This is a genomic window from Weissella sp. LMG 11983, from assembly GCF_025908495.1.
Lineage (GTDB): Bacteria > Bacillota > Bacilli > Lactobacillales > Lactobacillaceae > Weissella > Weissella fermenti.
The window spans coordinates 357,219-380,372 of sequence record NZ_JAOZFD010000002.1 but is presented as its reverse complement, the minus strand read 5'-3'; the positions used below and the strand labels follow the sequence as shown (position 1 = coordinate 380,372).

The following is a 23,154-nucleotide window of genomic DNA, read 5'->3' as shown; positions in this document are numbered from 1 at the left end:
CCTATATTCGATTAGTATTCAGGCGTCCATTGAGCAGCCTTAACAGCAGCTTCAACGTCGTCAATTTCAACTTGGTTCAATCCTTCAGCAATCGCTTGCTTAGCCACGGCAACCGCAACACGGAATGACATTTCTGACAAACGTGAAACAGGTGGCAAAACAGGGGCACCAGGTTGTGAGGCATCAACCATACCACCCAAAGCGTGGGCAGCAGCTGAAATCATACCATCTGACAAGACCTTAGCCTTGGCAACAATCGTACCCAATCCCAAACCAGGGTAAACCAACATGTTGTTAGCTTGTCCGATTTCGTAAGTTACACCGTTTGATGCCGTAACAGGGTCAACAGGCACACCAGTTGCAACCAATGCCTTACCATCTGACCACTTGATCAAATCATCTGGCATTGCTTCGTGCAACTTCGTAGGGTTTGACAATGGGAAAATCTTTGGGTGATCCGTGTTAGCAACCATTGCTTCAACGACTTCCTTAGTAAATGAACCAGGGTTAGTTGATGTACCAACCAAAACCGTTGGCTTAACAGCCTTAACAACTGACAACAAGTCCGTCAACTCGTCAGCGTTCTCAAATTCTGAACGTGAACGGGCGAATGGCTTTTGCTCAGGCGTCAACGTTTCGTCATCGTCGAACAACAATCCTTGACGGTCAACCATGTAGAAGTGCTTGCGAGCTTCTTCTTCTGACAAACCTTGTTGCATAAACTCAGCCAAGACACGGTTAGCAATACCTGTACCAGCTGAACCACCACCGTACGTCAAGTACGTTTGTGACTTGATGTTTTCACCAGTAATAGCCAAGGCACCCAAAACAGCTGACGTTACAACGATTCCAGTCCCTTGAATGTCATCGTTAAACGTTGGCCAGTCATTCTTGTACGTGTTCAAAATCTTCGTTGCCGTTGAACGACCGAAGTCTTCAAAGTGCAAGTACATCTCTGGGAACAATGATTGCGCCGTCTTAACAAACTTATCAATGAACTCGAAGTATTGGTCACCACGAACACGTTCATGACGGTTTCCCAAGTATAGTGGGTCTTCCAACAATTCCTTGCGGTTCGTACCAGCATCAACAGAAACTGGCAAAACTGAAGCAGGGTCGATACCAGCGGCAGCCGTGTAAACCATCAACTTACCAACAGCGATATCAACACCTTGGACACCCCAGTCACCAATTCCCAAGATACCTTCAGCATCAGTGGCAACCAACAACTTAATGTCACGACCATCAGCAGCGTTCTTCAACGTTGCTTCGATGTTCTCTGGGTGGTTGATGTCCAAGAACGCAGCGTTTTGTGGGTTCACAAACAATGCTGAGTAGTTTTCAATCGTGTCTGCGATTGTTGGGTCGTAGACAACTGGCATGAACTCAGCAACGTGTTGATCTACCAAGTAGTAGAACAATGTGCGGTTCGTGTCGAACAACGTTGAAAGGAAAATACGCTTTTCAACGTCGTTAACCTTTGTTAGGTATTGGGCATAAGCTTGATCAGCTTGCTCTTGAATCGTTTGAACATGGGCTGGCAACATACCAGTCAAGCCAAGTTCTGCACGCTCTTCCTCAGTAAAGGCAGTACCCTTATTCAAGAAGGGGTTGTTTAAAATCTCTTGTCCACGCATGGTGTAAACATCTCCCTTAAATCTATAAATAATTTCTTAACGGTGCCCAGTCTACTACCTATAAATTTTTATAGTCAAATTAAACAGATATGATAAAATTTATTTATAACAACGAAAGAAGGGGCGTCGCAATGAACTTTAAAGACTTGTCTTACTTCTCTGCCCTTGCAGAGTTAAAGCAGTTCACAGCTGTGTCAGAGCAGTTTGGTGTCACACAACCAACCATCACGTACGCAATCAAACGATTGGAAGAAGAATTCGACAGTGAATTGTTGGAGCGCCACGCTTCAAAGAAATCAGTTGAACTAACGCGAACTGGTGAACTAGTTTTGGAACTAGCCAAGCAAATCCAAAGTGAAATTGCGTTCACTAAGGAAGAAGTCCGTCTGCATTCCTTGAAAAAATTACGGTTTGGTTTACCGCCAATTATCGGAACTTACTATTTTATGCCGGTAACCCGTCAGTTAGCTAAACGTCATTTGCTGCCTAATTTCGAAGCGGTCGAAATGGGTAGTGCGGATTTAATGGCGCAAATCGCGGACGGTAAACTAAATTTTGGGTTAATCGCCTCGATTGATCAGGTTCACATTCCTGGCGTTATTGCCCAAAAGGTCGCATCCTTCCCATTTGTACTCGCAACAACAAACAAAGATCTACCTGATGAAATGTACTTTGAAGATGTTGCTGATGAAGATTTCATTCTATTAAACGAAGGCTTCATTCACAGCCGCGTGTTTAAAGAACTCACAAATAACACCGAAACGTTTCCACGCATTCTCTACACAACTTCAAACGTCGAGGCTTTGAAAGGGGTAGTGAAGGAAGGACTTGGGATGACATTAATTACGACGTTAGCCTTACAAGAAACTGATCGTGACATGCACTTTATCAAGTTATTAAATGACGACGTACCAACGTTTGACATCTATCTGCTAGCCCGTGAAAGCGTCCACGTCAACGACGCCCGTGCTGACATCTTGCAGGTCATCCGCGAATACACTGATAAATAAGCGTTCATTCATTTAAAAATGTTCCCTTTTTGCAACACCCGCGCGCCGAAACTAGGTATGATAGCCATACGAATTAACGAAACAAGAGGCAAACAATATGTACGAGGGTAAAGTTATTTTGGTCGCCGGTGGAACCGGGGCCGTTGGTGAGGGAATCGTCAAGTATTTAGCAGAGAATGGCGCAACCGTACTAGTGCCATCACGTTCTGAAGAAAAAGCGTTGGATGCATTAGGGTTTGTTGATCAACCATTCCGCAAGAACGTGTTTTACTTGTTCGGTGATATTTCAAACGAAGATGACGCACAAAAGATGCACGATGTGATTGTTGATAACTTCGAACAATTAGACGGTATGGTGTCATCACTTGGTGGTTGGTGGCAAGGCGCTGCCTTGACTGACATTACTAAGGCTGAATGGGAAGAGTTGATGCAAGGTTTGTTGACGGCTCACTTTGTTGCCAGCAAGACCTTGATGCCTTTACTCCGTCAAGGTGCAAACTACACGTTTATTAGTGGCGTTTCCGCAGAAGACGCTGCTTTCAGTAAGTTCTCCGGTCCAGTTGCCCCAGCTGGCGCAGCTGTTCTCATGATGAGTGAGCTTTATGCCGTTGAAATGGCTGGTCGATTTAACGTTAACTCATTGATTCTTGGCCCAGTTAACACACGCGTTCGGCCATCTTTGTACCGCAAGGATAGTTACGTGACGTCAAAGATGGTTGGTGAACTAATCGGTGCGTTGCACTTCGAGAACACTGAGTCAATGACCGGCCAACGTTTGCGTGTGCCTGACGTTGATGCCGCTAACGAGTACTTGACCAAGTGGCGCGCTTAATATTAAAAATAAAACTCACATTAAAAAATGCCGGATGACTTGAATCATCCGGCATTTTTTAATTCTTGAATTTACAATTCAAGTGCAACACTAAGCTAAATAAAAACTGACTCATAATGAACCAGCGTAAAATGTAGTTTGTCTAGAACATACAGAACGCGAGGAAACATTATGAGTCATTATCATCAGCTTACCGCATTTGATCGCGGACGTATAGAAGTTTTACTCAGAGAAGGGTTGTCAATGCGTAGCATTGCAAAAGAAATTGGTAGAAGCGCTTCGACAATCTCTCGTGAGATTGCCCGCTGTGTTGGCTCAACTTATGAAGCTGAGGATGCCGATCAAAAGCACATGCTTGCTCGAACGAAGTCGCATAAACACCGAAAGTTAGATAACACTGAACTGCGAGAACTAGTTATATATGGAATCAATCAAAAACATTGGTCGCCTGAACAGATAGCTGGTCGACTAAAGATATCAAAAGGTCATACGATTATTAGCGCAAATACAATCTACCGAGCGATTTATAGAGATAACTTGGGCCAGCCGGTGAAAAGTCACAAAGCTCGGGGCATTGCTCGTGCGCTTCGGCATAGAGGAAAAACTCGACATACTAAAGGTCATGTCGAGCGTCGAGGTAAGATTAGAATTCCAAATACGATTGACGAGCGACCTGCAGAAGCAGGTTGTCGCTCTCGAATTGGAGATTGGGAACTGGACACTGTTATTGGCCGTAAAGGCGGTCAAGTATTGGTCACAATGGTTGATAGGAAGACCAGAATATTACTTTCAAAACGAGCGGCATCAAAGAAAACCGTCGATGTTATGAGAATCATAGGTTCAATGCTAGATTCCCTTCCAACTAGTCAGATACAGACTTTAACTCCAGACCGCGGAAATGAATTCAGTGCGCAAGATGAGATAACAAAGAAATTCGATGTCCAGTTTTACTTTCCTGATCCCCACGCTCCATGGCAACGTGGGACCAACGAAAATACAAATGGGCTAATCCGTGAGTACGTCCCTAAAGGGACTGCAATCGAAGATTATTCAGACGAATACATTGAACAAATGGTTGAGCAAATTAATAGCCGACCTCGAAAGCTTTTCGGCTGGAGATCGGCTAAAGAATATTATTTATCTCAAGTGTTCCGGTTGAATTGACAATTCACCTTACTTTTTAACTTTCACTTTCGCATTAACGCGTTGCGCTTGCTTAAAGTATTTGGTCATCACGTGACTAACCGTTCCCCAATAATAGAACAACAGTGAGCCAGCAATAATGACAATGAAATCAAATGGATAATGAATCCAATTTTGACCGTTAAATTCCTTCGATCCGATGTATGACATGATTGAGATAAAAATCAAATAGCCAATCATCCAGAAACTACCCTCAAACGCACGTTTCGTCTTGTTGAAACCAGTGCGCCACTCGTAGTAAAAGTAGAAGGGCAATCCGAGCAAGATAACTAAAATAACCTGAACTGTCGTGGGCCACATCGCCCAGTAAGTCGCTAGCGACGCCAAAACAAATGATAGTGGCGCCATAACCTTTAAATCTTACCGCGGAATGGGCGGTTGAATTCAGGTGCCATTTCGCGTAATGAAATAACTGTGACAGGGCCAGTTAGGTAGGCAATCAATGTTGACGTTGAGATAACACTAGCCAACGTTCCCCATGAACGGAAAATAGACACCATCAGCATACTTAGAATGGCATTAACTACCATTGCGATACGGGGCGTACCGTATTTTTCGTTAATCTTACCGACGAATTTTGGAATATGGTTATTAGAAACCATGGCCGCCAATGTACGACTAGACGACGCTACGAATGATACACCAGTACCAAACGGTGAAACAAAAGCGTCCATATACAACAACACCGACAGCCAATGAATACCAAGCAAAATTGCCAAGTCAGCAAACGGTGATGCAAAGTTTATGCCGTGCCAACCGCTAGCTGCAATCATGTCCGGCTTCAAAGCTGTGATGAAAGTACTTTGAAGCAAAATATACAATACACCACTAATTAGTAGTGAATAAACGATACCGCGACCGATGTTTCGCTTGGGATTTTCGATTTCACTTCCCATGTTGATAACCGTTTGAAAGGCGTTAAATGAGAAAATAATTCCCGAAACCGTCGTGGCTGCAAAGATCGGGGCCGTACCGTACGGCATAAACTCGTGTAACGATGTCCCGTAGTTTTCTGGGTGAAAACCTGACATCGTCAACATGATGATCGTTAGCAACGGCACCCCAATTTTAAAGACTGAGATTAAACTCGTAAAGTTCGTTAATAGCTCCACTGACCAGTAATTCAACAACGTGAACACAGCGATGAAAAAGAAAACCGCTAATAATCCTTCAGATGTAATTGAACCATTTGCCATGAAGCTCTGCGTCCATTTCGCCCATGACCAAGGCCATGAACTCATATACTGAACAGCCGCAACTGACTCAATTGGAATCAACGTAATTAAAGAAATCCAGTTCGCCCATGAAGCAATGAATCCGAGTAATGAACCGTGGGTATACTGTGCGTATTTACTCATCCCACCAGATTGTGGGAACATCGTACCAAGCTCAATATAGTTATAGGCGATTGTTCCGATAACGATACCGCCAATTACCCAGGATATGATAGCGGCTGGACCTGCAACTTGAGAAGCTTCCCAAGCACCAAATAGCCAACCTGACCCAATTAGAGAACCAAGTCCCAGCATAACAAGCTGGAATAACCCGATTTTCTTGGCCTTTTTTGAATTTTTCATGTGACCTCCTCGTACATGTACGAGTAACAGCTTACCAAAAGTTCACATATAAATCTAATTTTTGGAACTAAAAAAGCCTGATTTTTAGGACAATCAGGCTTTAGCAGTTATATTCTGTCGTTACTTCGATTTAAGCTGCATCTTCTTGTTGCCAAACAAGGTCGAATACGCCATTCACAAGTGGCCGAACGACGAAAAGCAATAGCGGAATTGCGAATAGTAGCGTGTGAGCCCATTGGATAAAGTAGGAATGAATCAAATGGTGCGTGTCGTAATGGTGAGACATATACAACCCATAAAATGACATGATTGAAACGTTACCGGTGACAATGAACACCGCCATCGAATGACGACGTGGAATTAGACGACTAAACCAAGCTGGCAAGACATCATGGAGCTTAATGACCAATGGCAAGGTTACGTTTTCCTTCAGTAAGAACGCTAGCATGAACGTCAACGGTACAATGGTTAGTGTCGCAAGAATTGTTTTCTCATGCCAACCTGCAACCCAAGTACCGTTCCAAATACTAATAATTGTCACCATCATCAACGTTGTGACAATTCCCAAAATAAATGATCGTTCAAAAAAGCGTTTCATCAAAAATCCTCCGTGGAAAAAATAAGTGTTTTTCCAAATTACCATAACCGGGAGGATTTTGACAAGGTCGTCCTGAAAAACGCTTATTGCCGATAAGGAGTGATTTTGCTATGCTGTAAGTTAGTGGTTCGTAACCATCCCACTCAAAAAAACTAGGAGAGAATTAAATATGGACACGAAAAAACGCTCTTTTTCAGCGCGTGATATTTCACTAATTGCCGTTATCGCAGCATTGTACGCTGTCGCAACCGTGGCTTTGCCATTTGCTTCGTACGGCCCATTCCAACTACGCTTTTCAGAAGGTTTTAACCATTTGGTCGTCTTCAACAAGCGTTACATCATCGCTTTGACCATTGGGGTATTTATTGCCAATATCTGGTCACCATACGGAATCGTCGACATGATTGTCGGTACGGCTGGCACCTTAGCCATGACCACGATGTCTTACTTTGCGACGCGCAAGGTTAAGAGCGTGATTAAGCGTTTGGCCATTAGTACCGTTATCGATGCATTAATGATGTGGGTTGTTGCCGCCGAGTTGTACTTTATGGCCAAGACGCCATTCTGGGCAACGTTTGCTTGGACGGCGCTTGGTGAGCTAGCAGCTCTGATTATCGGGGCTGTTATCTTCTACATTTTGAGCAAGCGCGTTGATTTGGAAAAGTAATGATTACACAAAATTATAAAAATCAAACCATTTTGTTAACTGGGGCTGCATCAGGGATTGGATTGGCCCAGTTAAACACCTATTTAGATGCCGGCGCGACGGTCATCGCAATTGATAAGGAACCAATACCAGTTACGCACGATCGTTTGACGCCATATCAACTAGATTTAAGTGATATGACCCAGCTAGGCGAGTGGATTGCGTCGCATAACGACGAACTAAGCATCGTTGATATCTTTCTCAGCACCGCCGGGGTATTAGATGCATTCACACCAGCCTTAGACACCAATTTTGCAGCCATTCAACAATTGATGAACGTCAATGTTAACGCGGCTGTCCAATTAAGTTTGGCTGTCTTACCACATATGGTGAAACGCCAAGCTGGACAAATGGTGTTCATGGCCTCAATCGCTGGTCAAATTGCTGGCGGTGGCGGGGCGGCCTACACGATGTCAAAGCACGCCTTAGTCGGCTGGATGAAACAATTAGCTTTAGATTATGCTGATCAAGGCGTCCATATTAACGCTATCGCACCCGGTGCCATCAACACACCAATGAACGCGGCTGATTTCGCTGGTGACGGCGCAATGGCCAAGCAGGTCGCTGCTGAAACCCCGGTTAAACGCTGGGCAGCTGCGCAAGAAGTTGCTGATATGACGCTATATCTCACAAGTCCAGAATCAAGTTATGTGCAAGGGCAAGTGTTTACCATCGATGGTGGTTGGACAATTAAATAGCATGCCAAAAAGGAGACCTCATACGAGATCTCCTTTTTTCTACATAACGGTCATGTTTACCAGGTATTCGAAATACATCAAATCCGGTGTAACATCAACCATGAAATTGTCGTTTTTGTACAATAACAAGCGCCAATCGCTAATCTTGTCGTTATTACGTTCATCGATAAATTGGTTAAGTGACCCATCATTGTTTAACAAGATGTAACCAGCATATTCATCAAGAACAGCCGGCAAGTCAGTCGTACGACGTTCAATCTTGGTTGTACCTGGTTCATACAAGGCAATCGTGAACTCACCGATTTCTGGACGCGTGTTATCGAAGTACCACTTAAACGCCATCAAATCATTCATCGTTAGTCCGATATTCATCAAGTAATCCACACTAAGGCGGAAGTGGATTGGCTCAACCATGTCAGGTAGGGCTGGTACGTGGAATTTATCCGTGTAATATTCAGAAAAACGTTGCCACATCAAGATTTCAGGTTGCTTTTCACCTGATTCATAGGCGCGTAATTCATCTGGTGACAGTTGTAGTGCAGTGCTTACTTCAGTGGTTCCTAATTGAAAGAACTCACGAATCGTTTGTAGATTATTCATGCCACTATTATATAGCAATTTTTTGAATTGTCATATCTGAGACTAATTCAAAAAACGCGTGTTCTTGGCTTTCCAATCTTCCAATTTGATACCAACCCAGAAGCCATAAATACCTAGCGTAATAATCATCAGTAACAGCCACTTAATCCAGTTACCAAATAGGCCCACTGCAGATCCGTTAAACTGCATGCGGTGACCGTCAATAACAGTGTGGTTAATCTTCCAACCATATACCATCACCAATGCCCACGGATATAGAATTCCAAGTGAGATGACCGTAACAATAAACCCCAAAATGCTCCAACCAATTAACGACAGCAACCCACCATCAAAAAAAGATTGACGGCCAAACTTACTTTCTGGTCCCATAAAAATACTCCCATAGCTTTTTACGTCATTCCAATCTGGACGTGAATAAGCCTAGTGTAAAAAAATGTGGTATGGAAATCAAGACGTTCTTCAAGTAAATATATACTCTAAGCAAGAGAAAGCAATGAACCCCCGGACGCAACTTTAAATCGAGTTGTCCGAGGGTCCATCTTATTAATTACTATTCATGTCCAGGATCGCGTCAAAGACTGCTTGTGGCAATTCGATGTCGCTCTTCTTTTGACCTTGACGGCGCAATTGTTGTTGCTTCTTTGATACCTTGGTTCCAGAAGCAGCGGCCTTACGTAGTGGTGGCACATCAGCACGGGCGATGGCACGACCTTCAACGATGGCTTGAACTGGCATTGATTGCAACTTACGTGGAATCAAATCTTTCAACTTAGAAACAATTTCAGTTCCAACACGATCAACCTTTGAACGGTGCATAACGAATGTCAACGCATCAACCTTAGCGTAATCAACCGCAATGTCGATACGGACCAAGTCTGACTCTTGGTATGAATCAAACTCTGTAGAAAGGGTAGCAAAACCGTGTGACGCTGACTTCAATTCGTTAAAGAAGTCATAGGCGATTTCTGAAATTGGCATACGATAAGTCACCATCAACATTGAACCAATCGTTGCCAAATCCACCAACTCACCACGGCGGCCTTCAGCCAAGCGCATAATGTCATTCAACATTTCGTTTGGCAACGTCATCTTAGCCAACATGTAAGGCTCTTCAACCTTTACAATTTGGCCGTAGTCAGGGAATTGGATAGGGTTTTCAACGTAAATCGGCTCGTCTTCATTTTTAACCGTTACGCGGTACGTTGAATTTGGCATGGTCGTCAAAACATCAAGTCCAAACTCTTCTTGCAAACGCTCACGGATAATTTGCAAATGGAAGATTCCCAAGAATCCACCACGGAATCCCATCCCCAAAGCTTCAGATTGCTCTGGCTCATATTGGAAGGCGGCATCATTCAAGCCAAGCTTTTCAATACCAATCTTCAAGTCCTTAAACTCACTACCACGAGGGTAAAGACCGGCATAAACCATTGGCTCAACATCTTGATAACCAGGAAGGGGTTCAGCAACCGGATCGTTAGCAAGTGTAATCGTATCACCGACACGAACCGCCTTGGCATCCTTAATACCAGTCACAATGAACCCAACATCCCCAGCCTTAAGCGTATCAAGTGGCGTCATCAAAGGTGAGAAGACACCCATTTCTTTGATTTGCGACTTAATCTTGTTAGCCATGAACAACACGTTGTCTGAAGACTTCAATTGCCCATCAAACAAACGCACTTGCACAATGACACCCTTGTATGGGTCAAACTTCGAATCAAAGACCAAGGCCTTCAACTTACCAGTTTCGTCGCCTTGTGGGGCAGGGATGCGGTCACGAATTGCCTCTAGGACTGCATCAACACCCAAACCGCTCTTGGCTGAGATTTTTAGGATGTCTTCTTCCTTAAATGACTCATCCAAATCAAGCAATTCTTCGATAGTCTTATCAACTTCAGCAGCCATGTTATCAATCTTGTTCACGATTGGAATAATCACAAGGTTAGCAGCCTTAGCAAGACGGTAGTTAGCAACCGTTTGGGCTTGCACACCCTTAGTCGCATCGACCAAAAGCAACACACCATCAGTCGCTGACAATGAGCGTGAGACTTCATAGTTAAAGTCGACGTGGCCTGGCGTATCAATCAAGTTATATTGATATTCAGTCCCATTATTATCAATGTAGTAGTTTCGCACAGTACGAGACTTAACCGTAACACCGTGAGCCTTTTCAACACTCAAATCATCAAGTAGTTGGGCTTCGGTTTCACGCTCTGATACTGTGTTTGTCATTTCCATAATACGATCGGCCAAAGTAGACTTACCGTGGTCGATGTGCGCAATAATTGCAAAATTGCGAATTAAATCTTGTCTCGTTGACATTATTTCTCCTAACATTCCCAAAAATGTATCTTACTGATTGTAACATTTTGCAACCATGAGAACAAAACTGTGTCAACATAGACACGAAATTATTTGTTTTTTTCGGAAATGACCGTCGATTGTTTATTTTTAATTAGTTAATTAAATGTTAATATAAATCTCATGAAGGAAAGAAAGCGTCTATTATAAAAACACGGGGGATGTAGATATGGATTACTCTACTGGTGAAATGGGCCCAAGCACCTTGCATTACACGTTCGAAAAAGCCAACGCTGCAGATTTTGCAGTGAACGGGGTGGCTGAAGTCGTTCAACCAAAAATTAATGACAAACTCATCGAACACTATCTGGATTTGTGCGAACGTCATCCAACTTGGACGTTCGGGCAGATTGCGAGTGGCTTGCACATTGATGCAGCAACTTTGCGTCAGCTAGAAACGGTTACAAATAGCAAATTACGCTCTGCCAAAGTAAGGTAGTTGCTGACGCTCGAATTAAATTTCGGGCGTTTTTTATTTTTTACTAATATGTCCCGTATTCCTTATCTTTTTACAGCAGAACCTGGTATGATAGACATTATTGAAATTTTTAAATAAGGGGCTTCCAATGAACGATCAAAACAAACTGAATCGTACAATGACGCTTTTGCCAGCCATTTCGACTGTCATGGGAACTGTTATTGGAGCGGGTGTCTTTTTTAAAGCATCTAGTGTTGCACAATCAACTGGTTCAACCAGTATGTCTCTATTCGTTTGGATTTTGGGTGGTTTGATTAGTCTGGCTGCCGGTTTGACCGGTGCTGAACTCGCTGCCGCATTGCCACAAACGGGTGGGATGCTAGTCTACATCGAACGAGCTTATGGTAAGTTACCAAGTTACTTGCTAGGGTGGGCACAAATTGTTGTGTACTTCCCAGCCAGTGTGGCGGCAAAGGGGGTTATCTTCGGTACCCAAGTTGCTAATTTGTTCCACTTGCCAACAAGTGCGATTATTCCAGCGGGAATCATCGCGGTCGCATCAGTCTTTTTGATTAACTTGCTGGGATCTAAGATTGCTGGACAATTCCAATCAATCACGTTGTTCTTCAAGTTAATCCCATTGGCCTTGATTAGCATCTTTGGTTTGCTACAACCAGATGGGGTGGATGTCAGCTTGTTCCCAGTTGAACCAGGTTCACAAGCCGGTTCATGGGCAACGGCTGTCGGTGCCGGACTTTTGGCCACGATGTATGCCTACGATGGATGGATTCACGTTGGTAATATCGCCGGTGAAATGAAGAGCCCGCAAAAGGACTTGCCACGTGCAATCGCCGGTGGGTTGATTGGTATCATGGTCATTTACTTGCTTGTTAACTTTGTTTACTTGCACTCATTGCCATTGTCAGCTATCTCAGGAAACGAAAACGCCGCTAGTGATGTGGCACAACACATTTTCGGTGGCTTCGGTGGTAAGTTGATTACGATTGGTATCTTGATTTCTATCTACGGTACGCTGAACGGATACACGATGACCGGAATGCGTTTGCCATATGCCATGGCCTTAGAAAACGAGTTGCCATTCTCAAAGCACTTGGTTAAGTTGAACCGTTACCAAATCCCATATGTGGCTGGTATCTTCCAACTTGTCTTGGCAGTTGCTTTGATGTTTATCGGTGGTTTCGACATGTTAACCGACATGTTGATCTTCGTTATCTGGCTGTTCTATACGTTGGTATTCATTGCCGTTATTAAGTTGCGTATTACCGAACCTGATTTGCCACGACCATACAAGGTGCCATTGTATCCAGTTGTACCAATCATTGGTATTGCTGGTGGGGTATTCATCATTGTCATGACCTTGATTTCAGAGTTCCAGCTCGCCATGATTGGGCTAATTTTGACACTAGCTGGTTTGCCTTTGTACTTCTACATGCAATCACGCAAGCGTCGTCAAAACTAAATCACGTAAAAATAAGCAGACTAATTGCCAAACGGCAGTTGGTCTGCTTTTATTTTTGCCGTATACTAATACTCTGACTATAAGAAGTGGGGTGTCTTATGCCGACATTCATCAAAAAAATACTATCTGACAAAACTTTAGCGATTACGACTATCTTGAGCGTTCTTGCATTACTTTTTGGCCAAGTTGCTTGGACGGACATTAACGTCCATACCATTGTGGCCTTAGCGGCTTTATTGCTACTAGTTGGTGTCTATGAGCGAACTGGGGTCTTGGTTGCCATCGCGACGACCATCATTCAAAAGAGTCGCACGACGCGCCAAGTTATTTTAGTGACGCTGTTGCTGTCATTCTTTGGATCAATGATTTTCACCAACGACGTGGCCATTCTAACGTTGGTACCAATTTTTGTGACAATCGCCCGCAAACTTGAATTAAAGATGGTGTTACCAGTCATCTTTATCACGATTTTTGCGAACTTAGGGAGTGCCTTCACGCCGTTCGGTAACCCGCAAAACCTATATCTAGCGTCACATTATCATTTAACACTGGGACATTTTTTGCAGCTGTCACTACCAATCGGCATGATTAACTTAGTGTTCTTGTTACTCAGTCCGTTTGCCTTTAAAAACGTGCCCATCAATGACATCGAACTAACTGCGACAAAAATAGAGACACGGACTGTCATTATCTTGGTAATTAGCACCCTCTTAGTACTAGCCGGCATTTTGAATCTCTTTCCAATTTGGGGTGCCTTGTTGGTCAGTATTGTCACAGCCTTGCTACTCAACCGACAAACCTTTGGCCAAATCGATTATGGCATCTTGTTGATGTTCGTTGAGTTCTTTATCATTGTTGGTGCATTAAGCCGCATTGAATGGGTATCCGACATGATTAAGCTTGGTATGACAACACCAGCAATGACGTTCATCACAGGAACGATCTCAAGTCAATTCATTAGTAACGTGCCGGCAGCGGTGTTGTTATCAAACTTCACTAGCCACGTTTCGCCACTGTACCTCGGGGTAACAACTGGCGGGTTGGGTACGTTGATTGCATCATTGGCCAACTTACTCGCTTGGCGCCAATTTGCACAACACACAAGCGATCAATCATGGCACTTTCCACTACGCGCCATGCTAATCAATGGTGTGCTACTCATTATCTACTTGCTTATTGGGTTGGGACTCATTATGCTTAGACTTAACTAATAACGCGTCAATGGAGGTTGCACTATGCATGGACTACTATTACCGTTAATCGGCCTAATCTTATTGAGCATCATCACATTTTCAATCACGTTAGTCGGCAAGCGACGTCGTCCGCAGCTACCAACCGAACGCGAGTTACAACAAGCCGAAGCCAAAGAATTACATGAAAATAAAGATAACTGACACCACCTTAAGAAAAGGTGTTCTTAAAACCGTAGCAATCAACGCAATCTCATTCCTCTTGTATAATATAAGAGTTAATAAAAAGTGAGTAGGTTTTGGGATATGCGAAAAAACGTCAGTATCATTTTTAGCGTCCTCATAATCATGGGGGCGTTTATTTTTTGGGGTCTCACGACGCATCAACATATTAGTTCCGACTTAAATACAGTTAAAAGCGATGATGTGAAGGTGCCTTACGGGGGTGCCTCACAAAAACCACTGTATTCAGATAAAGATTTTTTAAATCGTATGTCACCATATCCGGTGATGCATGACGATTTGCAATATGCGATTGCGCTACCTGGTCTGCAGGGCGCCTGGTCGCTAAAAGCGGGGCAAGCATCAGTTGACAAGCACCAACTGATTAAGGTCGATACATTGGATCCACAGGGAATCGCAGTTAGTCGTAATGAAATTTTTATCTCTGCGTATGATCACGCACACAAAGCAAATTCAGTTATTTATGTGCTTAACAAGTGGACTGGTCGTTACATCAAGACATTAGTCCTACAATACCAAGATCACGCTGGTGGCATTTCATACGATCCTGACCATCAATTGCTCTGGGTTGCCGGTCACAACGGTAAAGATTTAGTGCTATACGGCATCGCTCAGACGGATATTGATAGCTATGACATTCGTTCCAAGCTGCCAATTGGCTATCCGCAGGATTTCACACTTAAAACTGCGATTAATGCCTCAACTGTGGCTTATTATGATGGGGCACTTTGGGTTGGATACTTTACGCGTACCGGTCTAGGCAACATCCAAAAGTTTGCAATTAACGGGGATTCAAACGCAACGTTAATGGTTGGACAACCAGTGGGCGATAAAGACCCCTCAATCGTTGCCGGGAATAAGTTGTACGAGAGCGTGCCTGAACTGCAGGGCATTTCAGCTAATACGACTCACGTGATGATTACATCATCGTTTAGCAATGCTGATTCAAAGTTGGTGCGCTTTGATAAGGGGGATGACGGCAAAATGACCAATGGTATGTATGTCACCATGCCACCGTTTTTAGAGGGTGTTAATTACGACGGGGATACGGACCGCTTTTATGCGTTGTTCGAAAGTGCGACACCTGTTTACCGAATCAAGACAAAGGCGGTGGTTGATCGCATTGTTTATATCGATCCCAAAACATTCAACAAGTACGCCTTGCCATATAAAGAATTGCGTAATCCGCTGGGGATGAATTTAGCAACAAACACCAGTCAAACGCAAAATCCAGCTTGGATTTACCATAAATAAGCATTAGTCATGAGGGGGATAACATGAAGCGTCTACACTTAGGCATCGGTTTAATTGTCATTGTCGCATTGGGGGCTTTTATTGGTCTGAATGAACCAAATAAAGTAGCACAGGAAAAACGACCAACTACGAAGCATGAAAAGATTAAAAAGGTCGATATTAATCAAACTATCACGCCATCTGGTACGCTAGGGGCACAAATTGCGCAGCGGGCAAAGGATAGTCATCACAGTGGCACACTTTTGGTTGCCCAAAATGGCAAAATCATTCTTAATCAAGGGTATGGTTTAGCGAATAAGTCAGCCAATACGCCAACAACCGCTAAATCTCTGTATGGTATCGCATCAATTCAGAAGAATCTAACGGCCATCCTTGTCATGCAACAGGTTGCAGCTGGTAAGCTACACTTGACTGACAAAGTGAGCCAATACTTGCCAGAATTACCTGACGCCGACACGGTCACTATTCAGCAGTTGTTGAACATGACGGCTGGGTATAATCAGGTTGGTAAAACCGAAGACAAACTGGATGAAGCTGGCTACGTTGATTTTGGTTTAAAGCACCTGACCATGGATCAACGCGGTGACTGGTATTATTCAGCTGGTAATTACGTAGCCTTGGTTGGCATCCTACACAAGGTGACCGGCAAGTCATATGAGCAGCTACTAGACAATACTTTTAAAAAGCAATTCGGCATCGATTACACAAATTATAATGATTTCGTCAATAGTCCTAATCGTGTTGAAAATTATGGCGCTGACGGGAAGCCATTCTTTGATAACCCAAGTATTTTTAACCGCGAAGTCGGTACCGGTAGTATTGAGATGACGACCGGAAATTTGTACAAGTTATTGCATGAAGAACTAGCTGGTAAGCTGATTAGTAAAAACTTGTTGCACCAAATGTTGGTCACAGGTCCAAACGAAAACTACGCATCAGGCATGTACGACGATGGCAATGCCTACCGATTGCACGGCGTTTTGCTAGGATTTGAACCTTCTGTTAAAACAACCAAGGACGGTAAAACAATGGTCATTTGGTTGAGCAATGAAAATGCGGCGCAGAGCAAAGAAAACTACACGCTGGTTAATCAGATTTTTGACCTGGTGACCGGTGCACCCGCCACTAAATAAGCAAGATTTCAAGTCCACCAGTATGGTGGGCTTTTTATTTTGAGGGGGTGAGAGTGGCAAAGCGTTAATTATCATCGTTATAATAATGGCAATAATTGTTATTAACGAGGGGAATCCAATGATAATAAGACCACTAGAAAAAGTAGACTTGGAGTTTATTTACCAACAAGAAAACACGCGCAATGCCATGGCACTGTGGTTTGAAGAACCGTATTCGTCATTCGATGAACTCAGCCTGCTTTATGATAAGCACATCTTGGATCAAAGCGAACGACGCTTTATCGTCCAAGAAGACGACGGTACGCCAGTTGGTGTTGTTGAGATTATGGATATTGATTTGCTACATCGGACTGCCGAGATTCAGGTTTATATCAACAGCGCTTTTACGGGCAATGGGTATGCAACAAAGGCAATGGCTTATGGTGTACGTTATGGGTTTAACAACCTAAATTTGCACAAGCTATACCTGTATGTTGACGTTAAAAACGCCTCTGCGATTCATATCTACGAAAAGCTAGGCTTCCGACGAGAAGGGACGTTGATTGAGCAATTCTTTGCTGAGGGGAAATATCACGATTCTTATTTCATGGGGATGTTGCATAACGAATATCGCGATTGGGTTGCTGCCCAAAAATAACGCTTTCTGCCCATACTACCTGTATGGGCTTTTTTCTACTCTTGAATTTACAATTCAAGTGCAACACTAAGCTAAATAAAAACTGACTCATAATGAACCAGCGTAAAATGTAGTTTGTCTAGAACATACAGAACGCGAGGAAACATTATGAGTCATTATCATCAGCTTACCGCATTTGATCGCGGACGTATAGAAGTTTTACTCAGAGAAGGGTTGTCAATGCGTAGCATTGCAAAAGAAATTGGTAGAAGCGCTTCGACAATCTCTCGTGAGATTGCCCGCTGTGTTGGCTCAACTTATGAAGCTGAGGATGCCGATCAAAAGCACATGCTTGCTCGAACGAAGTCGCATAAACACCGAAAGTTAGATAACACTGAACTGCGAGAACTAGTTATATATGGAATCAATCAAAAACATTGGTCGCCTGAACAGATAGCTGGTCGACTAAAGATATCAAAAGGTCATACGATTATTAGCGCAAATACAATCTACCGAGCGATTTATAGAGATAACTTGGGCCAGCCGGTGAAAAGTCACAAAGCTCGGGGCATTGCTCGTGCGCTTCGGCATAGAGGAAAAACTCGACATACTAAAGGTCATGTCGAGCGTCGAGGTAAGATTAGAATTCCAAATACGATTGACGAGCGACCTGCAGAAGCAGGTTGTCGCTCTCGAATTGGAGATTGGGAACTGGACACTGTTATTGGCCGTAAAGGCGGTCAAGTATTGGTCACAATGGTTGATAGGAAGACCAGAATATTACTTTCAAAACGAGCGGCATCAAAGAAAACCGTCGATGTTATGAGAATCATAGGTTCAATGCTAGATTCCCTTCCAACTAGTCAGATACAGACTTTAACTCCAGACCGCGGAAATGAATTCAGTGCGCAAGATGAGATAACAAAGAAATTCGATGTCCAGTTTTACTTTCCTGATCCCCACGCTCCATGGCAACGTGGGACCAACGAAAATACAAATGGGCTAATCCGTGAGTACGTCCCTAAAGGGACTGCAATCGAAGATTATTCAGACGAATACATTGAACAAATGGTTGAGCAAATTAATAGCCGACCTCGAAAGCTTTTCGGCTGGAGATCGGCTAAAGAATATTATTTATCTCAAGTGTTCCGGTTGAATTGACAATTCACCCTCTTGAATTTACAATTCAAGTGCAACACTAAGCTAAATAAAAACTGACTCATAATGAACCAGCGTAAAATGTAGTTTGTCTAGAACATACAGAACGCGAGGAAACATTATGAGTCATTATCATCAGCTTACCGCATTTGATCGCGGACGTATAGAAGTTTTACTCAGAGAAGGGTTGTCAATGCGTAGCATTGCAAAAGAAATTGGTAGAAGCGCTTCGACAATCTCTCGTGAGATTGCCCGCTGTGTTGGCTCAACTTATGAAGCTGAGGATGCCGATCAAAAGCACAGGCTCTGATGTCAAGACTCCGGACCTCTTTTTAGAGCCCGCTAGGGCTCGTACCACGAAAATTTTTCAAAATGACCTGATTTCGTACAGATTTTGGGTCATTTTTTAATGGGGTCCAGGGGTTTTGCCCCTGTGCCTGCCGGAGGCTATGGAGTTACGGTGGTCTAGTTTGGATTTTGTTGAATTTCACAAGTCTGAGGGTATAGCAAATAAGCACTGGTCAGAGTGATTTTTGGACTTCACAAAGTCAGTGCTTGTAAACGCCGGTGTATAGGCAAATTTGTATAATCGCGTTTATGTCATCTAGAAATTGGTCTAGGCGGCATCACGGAGTGATATACGATTGTTGTTATACCAGTTGACGTACCATCCAACAGCGGCTTGCACATCAGCGATACTCTCGAAATCCTGTTGGTAGATCAGCTCCCTCTTGAGTAACGAGTGAAAACTTTCGATGCGGGCATTATCGTAAGGGTGCCCTTTACGGGAGTAAGAGTGCCTAATACCTATGGACTCCAGTGTATTTTCAAACAATTCGCTGGTATACTGGCTTCCCATATCGCTATGCACATACAGTGGTTTTTCACCTCGTCTTAGCGCCTTAACGATTACTGAGGTTGCTAGTTGAGCTGTCATCGTATCTGCGATTCGATACGACAGCACCTTACGGTCTTCCGGATCATATGCACTAGCCATGTAAACCCATGTCTTATCGGTCAACTGGATATACGTAATGTCAGTTGTAATTACGCCACTTAGGTCATCCAGATTGATAATGAGATTTGGCATCTGATCTTTGTCATTGACTGTTGTAGGCTTGTTATATCGCTTTTGCATACGCGATTTCAAGCCAGCTTCACTCATCAATTGCCATACAAAGCGGTCGCTGATTGCTAGTTTGAATAAGTCGCGCATGGTTTTAGCAATTCGTCGATAACCATAAATGCCTTTATTGGCTGTGTAAATTGATTCGACGGCAATTCTCAATTTGTTGTGTTGTATTTCTTGTGCGCTCGGCTCCCAATGGATCCAGTCAGAGTAAGTGGACATTGGAATTTTCAAAGCACTCAGAACGCGTGTGATGCGGTGCCCCTGTACCAAATTTTTGTGGATAATTGGTAAAACAACACTTCTACCGCGCAAAACTAATGTTTTGCCAGCAACACCGCCGCACGTTTTAAAATTTCGAGCTCTTCTTTCAAAATTGCGTTTTCCTTACGCAACTTCTTCAATTCATCAGCTGATATTGATTCGCCATTCACTTCTACAGGCGCATATTTTTTGACCCAATTCCGAATTGAATCGGCTGAAGGACCGTATTCCTTGGATAATTCATCGGGCCGACGGCCCGCTTTAACCATCTCCACGATGGACTTTTTAAAGTCCTCTTCATAACGTGTAACCATAAATAAAAATACTCCTATGATGATATTTTACCAAACTAGAAAAACTAGTCCGGAATCTCATCATAAGAGCACCTTCGTTCCATTTTTCAACCACTTTTTACAGTGTTTATTGTCTCGGCGGCGGTTCTTGTTGTTGTGGGACCGGTTATAACGTTGATTTCCTCAGGATTGGCCGCGTTTATCAACTGGTTAGTTACGCTTAATGAGGCTTTTGCCGGGCTCTTGATTGGTGGATTTTACCAAACGCTTGTCATTTTCGGGTTACACTGGATGGTTATTCCGATTGTCACAAACGATATCGCAACAACCGGACACTCTGTTTTGAACGCATTGATTAATGCAACTATGATTGCTCAAGGTGCGGGTGCTCTAGCAGTATGGGCAAAATCAAAGATTTCATCAGTAAAAAGCTTATCTCTAGCCGGCGCGTTGTCAGCTTTCGCAGGAGTTACAGAGCCAGCTATGTATGGTATTAATCTTAAGTACGGACGAGTATTTTGGATGGCAAATATTGGTGGTGCCGCCGGTAGTTTTGTTGCTGGACTCATGAAGATGGATAATTTTGGATTCTCTGGTTCATGGCTGGGATTCCCGGCTTTCTTTTCACCAACGAATCCTAACAACATTGTTGCTTTCGTAGTTTCTGGACTGGTTACAACCGTGGTTTCCTTTGTCGCTGTGTACTTCTGGGGATTTAAAGATTCGGATGTTGATAATGCCAAGGATGCCACAAAAAAGAATGTTTTCAAAGAAGCGTGATTGAGATAACTGAAGATTGATAAGTCGGGCTTTTGGCTCGGCTTTTTTTCAGGTCTCCAAAATAGCAGTTAAAAACCTGACATTGGACATGATCAATATTAATCGACAAGAAGTAGCCCCCCGTTTACGGGGGCGGGGGGAATAGAACCCCACGTGTGGGGCCTGGGGTATGCAGGGGCACGGGCCGTGTTCCTGCCCATGTCTATTAAATTCCGTCGTCGGTATTCTTTTCCATTCGATACAAAACCCCATTCTTCAAGACGTCGTTGAAAATATCATGCGCTTCCTGGTCTAGCATGTGAGCCAGTTTTGATTGCTTTTTTAGCTGTTCGTATCGGTCAGCGGTTACCGTCATGGCTTGATACTGTTCGGCTGTCAACGAGTTAGGCTTAACACCTGTATCTAACAGTAATAAGGCTTGGTAAAACAGACGGGGACTTTCCTTCTCAAGCCCTGACAACACGTTGTAAATCGTATCAACCAGCTTAACGCTGACGTTTGCTTCGATCATTTCTTCATATCCAGTTGATAGGGCCTACTTATAGTGCTTGGCTGGTACTTTGGTTTCCTTGTAGTTGTATGTCATATCAGAAATGGCTTGTGCCATTTTAGGTAGTGTTAGCTTAGTAAAATCATCAAAGTATTGACGTGGCATTTTTAACTCCTTATTTCTCTAAACGTAAAGTTACATGGCTCTTCTCGTGGAGCGCTTGTTTAATGTAGTTGATTAATTCTGTTGCTTCTCTGTCGGATAAATTCAACTCTTGGACACCGTCAAAGGTGTTTCGTGACACAATTCGTTCGTCATATCCTTCGGGTTGATAGACGTCCCAGCTAAATATTTTGAGTATCATAGTCGCTCCTTTTCATTTTAAAACGTCATATTTCATGGCAATTTGCAAAATATCGCTGATGTTGAACCAATCAACAAGTTTATGGTTATGTTCTCGCCAAAAAGTAACAGTCGTAATAGGGTCGCCAATAGTGCCGTCTGGAGAAATTTCCCAAACTCGAATGGCATAGCGTCCTTTATCGTCAGGTTTTTCATCTGCCATAAGTGCTGTGCCATTACCTAAGTTAAAAGGGGTACGACCACGCGTTGCAACGAACTGGGTGGCTCGTTGGAAATACTTATCTGCCATGTGTATTGTCTCCTTGCTAAAATAATCGTCACTGAAAACCTTTCTACCAGCTACTACCTACTACCTGTTGTAGCTGGCTTTTGTCGTTGTGACGGGAAATTTTTAGTAGGTGGCAGGTCAAACACAAGGGCGGCTTAGCCGTGCCATTTACCCTTGTGTTTGATCTAGTGCTTCTTAGCCGAATGGCTTAGAAGTCACTGGTACCTGCTATAAATGATAGACACATAAGACACAAGCCGGATATAACAGGTAGCGGGCGGAAAGCCCGTATGTAGGCCCCGTTTACGGGGACGGGGGTAAGAAGGCCCCCTGACTTGGGGGACTGGGGGTAAGTGGATCCCCGCCTAGCGGGGTCTGGGGCATATTGATTTAACCAGAATTATTAACCACTTTTTGTGTGTCCAAGCCTTTTATTTAAACTGAAGGCACACAAGGAGGTGTTAGTATGGTCAAACTTAAAGACATGAAGTCGATTCCAATTCAGGCTTATTTGGATCATGAAGGCATTAGTTATACACGTGAACACCAGCAATTACGTTCGGTGGAACATGATAGTCTCGTTTTTTCGCTTAAAAAGAATTTATTTTATTGGAATTCTAGACAACAGGCTGGCGACTTAGGAAATTTTATTGCTGCGTGGCATAATCTGGATAAGAATCAAGCATGGAAAGCTTGGGAAACGTTTAGTGAACAATATTTGGGTGAGGACGAGCATAAAAAAGCGCACTACCAAAGTCAAATGAACGTGGCGCAACGCCAGTATCATTTTGACTGGGGACGCTGGCCGTTATAATCCAGTCACAAAGCTCGTTGGCAAGCCGAAACTTAT

The 23,154-nt window shown here is 43.4% G+C and carries 24 protein-coding genes, 2 pseudogenes and 1 riboswitch; of the genes and pseudogenes, 16 read left to right on the top strand and 10 right to left on the bottom strand.

The window, feature by feature from the left end:
- Positions 1-11 precede the first annotated feature (11 nt).
- A complete protein-coding gene (locus OIT45_RS11440; protein ID WP_199404999.1) occupies positions 12-1,637 on the bottom strand; it encodes a malolactic enzyme in 1,626 nt (541 codons plus the stop codon).
- Between the two features lie 131 nt (positions 1,638-1,768).
- Between OIT45_RS11440 and OIT45_RS11435 the strand changes: the two genes are divergently transcribed.
- The 3 genes from OIT45_RS11435 to OIT45_RS11425 all read left to right on the top strand — a co-directional run bounded on the left by OIT45_RS11435 (position 1,769) and on the right by OIT45_RS11425 (position 4,643).
- Entirely contained in the window at positions 1,769-2,647 is an 879-nt protein-coding gene (locus OIT45_RS11435; RefSeq protein WP_087043638.1) for a LysR family transcriptional regulator, read from the top strand.
- Positions 2,648-2,744: 97 nt separating this feature from the next.
- Positions 2,745-3,479: an SDR family NAD(P)-dependent oxidoreductase gene (locus OIT45_RS11430; protein ID WP_003608372.1), complete on the top strand. Its 735-nt coding sequence runs from the start codon at positions 2,745-2,747 to the stop codon at positions 3,477-3,479.
- A gap of 171 nt (positions 3,480-3,650) precedes the next feature.
- A complete protein-coding gene (locus OIT45_RS11425; RefSeq protein WP_264329956.1) occupies positions 3,651-4,643 on the top strand; it encodes an IS30 family transposase in 993 nt (330 codons plus the stop codon).
- A gap of 9 nt (positions 4,644-4,652) precedes the next feature.
- Here the strand turns inward: OIT45_RS11425 and OIT45_RS11420 are convergent.
- Together OIT45_RS11420 and OIT45_RS11415 are read right to left on the bottom strand one after the other, a co-directional pair.
- Positions 4,653-6,211: pseudogene (locus OIT45_RS11420) on the bottom strand (APC family permease).
- Positions 6,212-6,389: 178 nt separating this feature from the next.
- Positions 6,390-6,857 (bottom strand): hypothetical protein, encoded by a 468-nt coding sequence (locus tag OIT45_RS11415; protein WP_199404876.1) that lies wholly within the window; start codon positions 6,855-6,857, stop codon positions 6,390-6,392.
- A 117-nt stretch (positions 6,858-6,974) separates the two neighbouring features.
- A riboswitch (PreQ1 riboswitch) is annotated at positions 6,975-7,019 on the top strand.
- A 7-nt stretch (positions 7,020-7,026) separates the two neighbouring features.
- Here OIT45_RS11415 and OIT45_RS11410 point away from each other — a divergent pair.
- Together OIT45_RS11410 and OIT45_RS11405 are read left to right on the top strand one after the other, a co-directional pair.
- A complete protein-coding gene (locus tag OIT45_RS11410; RefSeq protein WP_003608362.1) occupies positions 7,027-7,524 on the top strand; it encodes a QueT transporter family protein in 498 nt (165 codons plus the stop codon).
- Positions 7,524-8,261 carry a 3-oxoacyl-ACP reductase gene (locus OIT45_RS11405; RefSeq protein WP_199404875.1) on the top strand — a complete coding sequence of 246 codons (738 nt, stop codon included), beginning with the start codon at positions 7,524-7,526 and terminating at the stop codon, positions 8,259-8,261. Before OIT45_RS11410 ends, OIT45_RS11405 begins: the two co-directional genes overlap by 1 nt.
- A gap of 39 nt (positions 8,262-8,300) precedes the next feature.
- Here OIT45_RS11405 and OIT45_RS11400 read toward each other — a convergent pair whose 3' ends face one another.
- The 3 genes from OIT45_RS11400 to lepA form a co-directional block, all read right to left on the bottom strand.
- On the bottom strand, positions 8,301-8,861 hold the full coding sequence (locus OIT45_RS11400) for an XRE family transcriptional regulator (protein ID WP_199404874.1): 561 nt from the start codon (positions 8,859-8,861) through the stop codon (positions 8,301-8,303).
- A 42-nt stretch (positions 8,862-8,903) separates the two neighbouring features.
- The gene (locus OIT45_RS11395) at positions 8,904-9,230 is read right to left on the bottom strand and encodes a DUF898 family protein (protein ID WP_056973652.1); all 327 of its coding nucleotides are present in this window, start codon (positions 9,228-9,230) and stop codon (positions 8,904-8,906) included.
- A 174-nt stretch (positions 9,231-9,404) separates the two neighbouring features.
- A complete protein-coding gene (gene lepA / locus OIT45_RS11390; protein WP_003608353.1) occupies positions 9,405-11,186 on the bottom strand; it encodes a translation elongation factor 4 in 1,782 nt (593 codons plus the stop codon).
- Between the two features lie 208 nt (positions 11,187-11,394).
- On the opposite strand from lepA, the gene OIT45_RS11385 reads away from it, so the two are divergent.
- The 9 genes from OIT45_RS11385 (at position 11,395) to OIT45_RS11345 (ending at position 19,027) form a co-directional block, all read left to right on the top strand.
- Positions 11,395-11,664, top strand: a complete 270-nt coding sequence (locus tag OIT45_RS11385) for a helix-turn-helix domain-containing protein (RefSeq protein ID WP_003608351.1) — start codon at positions 11,395-11,397, stop codon at positions 11,662-11,664.
- 127 nt (positions 11,665-11,791) lie between these two features.
- A complete protein-coding gene (locus OIT45_RS11380) occupies positions 11,792-13,123 on the top strand; it encodes an APC family permease (protein WP_199404873.1) in 1,332 nt (443 codons plus the stop codon).
- Positions 13,124-13,221: 98 nt separating this feature from the next.
- Positions 13,222-14,334, top strand: coding sequence for an SLC13 family permease (locus OIT45_RS11375; RefSeq protein ID WP_199404872.1), 1,113 nt, complete (start codon positions 13,222-13,224; stop codon positions 14,332-14,334).
- 24 nt (positions 14,335-14,358) lie between these two features.
- Positions 14,359-14,517, top strand: coding sequence for a hypothetical protein (locus tag OIT45_RS11370; protein WP_003608345.1), 159 nt, complete (start codon positions 14,359-14,361; stop codon positions 14,515-14,517).
- Between the two features lie 228 nt (positions 14,518-14,745).
- Positions 14,746-15,810: a hypothetical protein gene (locus OIT45_RS11365; protein ID WP_264340093.1), complete on the top strand. Its 1,065-nt coding sequence runs from the start codon at positions 14,746-14,748 to the stop codon at positions 15,808-15,810.
- Between the two features lie 23 nt (positions 15,811-15,833).
- Positions 15,834-16,943, top strand: a complete 1,110-nt coding sequence (locus OIT45_RS11360; RefSeq protein ID WP_199404870.1) for a serine hydrolase domain-containing protein — start codon at positions 15,834-15,836, stop codon at positions 16,941-16,943.
- A gap of 118 nt (positions 16,944-17,061) precedes the next feature.
- On the top strand, positions 17,062-17,580 hold the full coding sequence (locus OIT45_RS11355) for a GNAT family N-acetyltransferase (protein ID WP_199404869.1): 519 nt from the start codon (positions 17,062-17,064) through the stop codon (positions 17,578-17,580).
- 147 nt (positions 17,581-17,727) lie between these two features.
- Positions 17,728-18,720 (top strand): IS30 family transposase, encoded by a 993-nt coding sequence (locus OIT45_RS11350; RefSeq protein ID WP_264329956.1) that lies wholly within the window; start codon positions 17,728-17,730, stop codon positions 18,718-18,720.
- A 118-nt stretch (positions 18,721-18,838) separates the two neighbouring features.
- On the top strand, positions 18,839-19,027 hold the full coding sequence (locus OIT45_RS11345; protein ID WP_264330271.1) for a helix-turn-helix domain-containing protein: 189 nt from the start codon (positions 18,839-18,841) through the stop codon (positions 19,025-19,027).
- Positions 19,028-19,333: 306 nt separating this feature from the next.
- On the opposite strand, the gene OIT45_RS11340 is transcribed toward OIT45_RS11345, so the two are convergent.
- Positions 19,334-20,161, bottom strand: a complete 828-nt coding sequence (locus OIT45_RS11340; RefSeq protein ID WP_264329899.1) for an IS3 family transposase — start codon at positions 20,159-20,161, stop codon at positions 19,334-19,336.
- 2 nt (positions 20,162-20,163) lie between these two features.
- Positions 20,164-20,424 (bottom strand): transposase, encoded by a 261-nt coding sequence (locus tag OIT45_RS11335; protein WP_199404344.1) that lies wholly within the window; start codon positions 20,422-20,424, stop codon positions 20,164-20,166.
- Positions 20,425-20,496: 72 nt separating this feature from the next.
- On the opposite strand from OIT45_RS11335, the pseudogene OIT45_RS11330 reads away from it, so the two are divergent.
- Positions 20,497-21,183: pseudogene (locus tag OIT45_RS11330) on the top strand (PTS transporter subunit EIIC); the annotation flags it as partial.
- Between the two features lie 205 nt (positions 21,184-21,388).
- On the opposite strand, the gene OIT45_RS11325 reads toward OIT45_RS11330, so the two are convergent.
- Together OIT45_RS11325 and OIT45_RS11320 are read right to left on the bottom strand one after the other, a co-directional pair.
- On the bottom strand, positions 21,389-21,694 hold the full coding sequence (locus OIT45_RS11325) for a hypothetical protein (protein ID WP_199405055.1): 306 nt from the start codon (positions 21,692-21,694) through the stop codon (positions 21,389-21,391).
- 355 nt (positions 21,695-22,049) lie between these two features.
- Positions 22,050-22,325 (bottom strand): hypothetical protein, encoded by a 276-nt coding sequence (locus tag OIT45_RS11320; RefSeq protein WP_199405066.1) that lies wholly within the window; start codon positions 22,323-22,325, stop codon positions 22,050-22,052.
- Between the two features lie 445 nt (positions 22,326-22,770).
- Between OIT45_RS11320 and OIT45_RS11315 the strand changes: the two genes are divergently transcribed.
- Complete coding sequence (locus tag OIT45_RS11315; protein ID WP_199405068.1) at positions 22,771-23,118, top strand: hypothetical protein; 348 nt, start codon at positions 22,771-22,773, stop codon at positions 23,116-23,118.
- Positions 23,119-23,154: the final 36 nt, after the last annotated feature.

Coding starts and splice junctions, on each gene's coding strand:
- OIT45_RS11355 (WP_199404869.1), top strand. CDS start 17,062: ATGATAATAAGACCACTAGAAAAAGTAGACTTGGAGTTTATTTACCAA.
- OIT45_RS11335 (WP_199404344.1), bottom strand. CDS start 20,424: ATGGTTACACGTTATGAAGAGGACTTTAAAAAGTCCATCGTGGAGATG.
- OIT45_RS11325 (WP_199405055.1), bottom strand. CDS start 21,694: ATGATCGAAGCAAACGTCAGCGTTAAGCTGGTTGATACGATTTACAAC.
- OIT45_RS11375 (WP_199404872.1), top strand. CDS start 13,222: ATGCCGACATTCATCAAAAAAATACTATCTGACAAAACTTTAGCGATT.
- OIT45_RS11405 (WP_199404875.1), top strand. CDS start 7,524: ATGATTACACAAAATTATAAAAATCAAACCATTTTGTTAACTGGGGCT.
- OIT45_RS11315 (WP_199405068.1), top strand. CDS start 22,771: ATGGTCAAACTTAAAGACATGAAGTCGATTCCAATTCAGGCTTATTTG.
- OIT45_RS11430 (WP_003608372.1), top strand. CDS start 2,745: ATGTACGAGGGTAAAGTTATTTTGGTCGCCGGTGGAACCGGGGCCGTT.
- OIT45_RS11435 (WP_087043638.1), top strand. CDS start 1,769: ATGAACTTTAAAGACTTGTCTTACTTCTCTGCCCTTGCAGAGTTAAAG.
- OIT45_RS11415 (WP_199404876.1), bottom strand. CDS start 6,857: ATGAAACGCTTTTTTGAACGATCATTTATTTTGGGAATTGTCACAACG.
- OIT45_RS11425 (WP_264329956.1), top strand. CDS start 3,651: ATGAGTCATTATCATCAGCTTACCGCATTTGATCGCGGACGTATAGAA.
- OIT45_RS11360 (WP_199404870.1), top strand. CDS start 15,834: ATGAAGCGTCTACACTTAGGCATCGGTTTAATTGTCATTGTCGCATTG.
- lepA (WP_003608353.1), bottom strand. CDS start 11,186: ATGTCAACGAGACAAGATTTAATTCGCAATTTTGCAATTATTGCGCAC.
- OIT45_RS11370 (WP_003608345.1), top strand. CDS start 14,359: ATGCATGGACTACTATTACCGTTAATCGGCCTAATCTTATTGAGCATC.
- OIT45_RS11380 (WP_199404873.1), top strand. CDS start 11,792: ATGAACGATCAAAACAAACTGAATCGTACAATGACGCTTTTGCCAGCC.
- OIT45_RS11410 (WP_003608362.1), top strand. CDS start 7,027: ATGGACACGAAAAAACGCTCTTTTTCAGCGCGTGATATTTCACTAATT.
- OIT45_RS11395 (WP_056973652.1), bottom strand. CDS start 9,230: ATGGGACCAGAAAGTAAGTTTGGCCGTCAATCTTTTTTTGATGGTGGG.
- OIT45_RS11440 (WP_199404999.1), bottom strand. CDS start 1,637: ATGCGTGGACAAGAGATTTTAAACAACCCCTTCTTGAATAAGGGTACT.
- OIT45_RS11350 (WP_264329956.1), top strand. CDS start 17,728: ATGAGTCATTATCATCAGCTTACCGCATTTGATCGCGGACGTATAGAA.
- OIT45_RS11385 (WP_003608351.1), top strand. CDS start 11,395: ATGGATTACTCTACTGGTGAAATGGGCCCAAGCACCTTGCATTACACG.
- OIT45_RS11320 (WP_199405066.1), bottom strand. CDS start 22,325: ATGGCAGATAAGTATTTCCAACGAGCCACCCAGTTCGTTGCAACGCGT.
- OIT45_RS11345 (WP_264330271.1), top strand. CDS start 18,839: ATGAGTCATTATCATCAGCTTACCGCATTTGATCGCGGACGTATAGAA.
- OIT45_RS11400 (WP_199404874.1), bottom strand. CDS start 8,861: ATGAATAATCTACAAACGATTCGTGAGTTCTTTCAATTAGGAACCACT.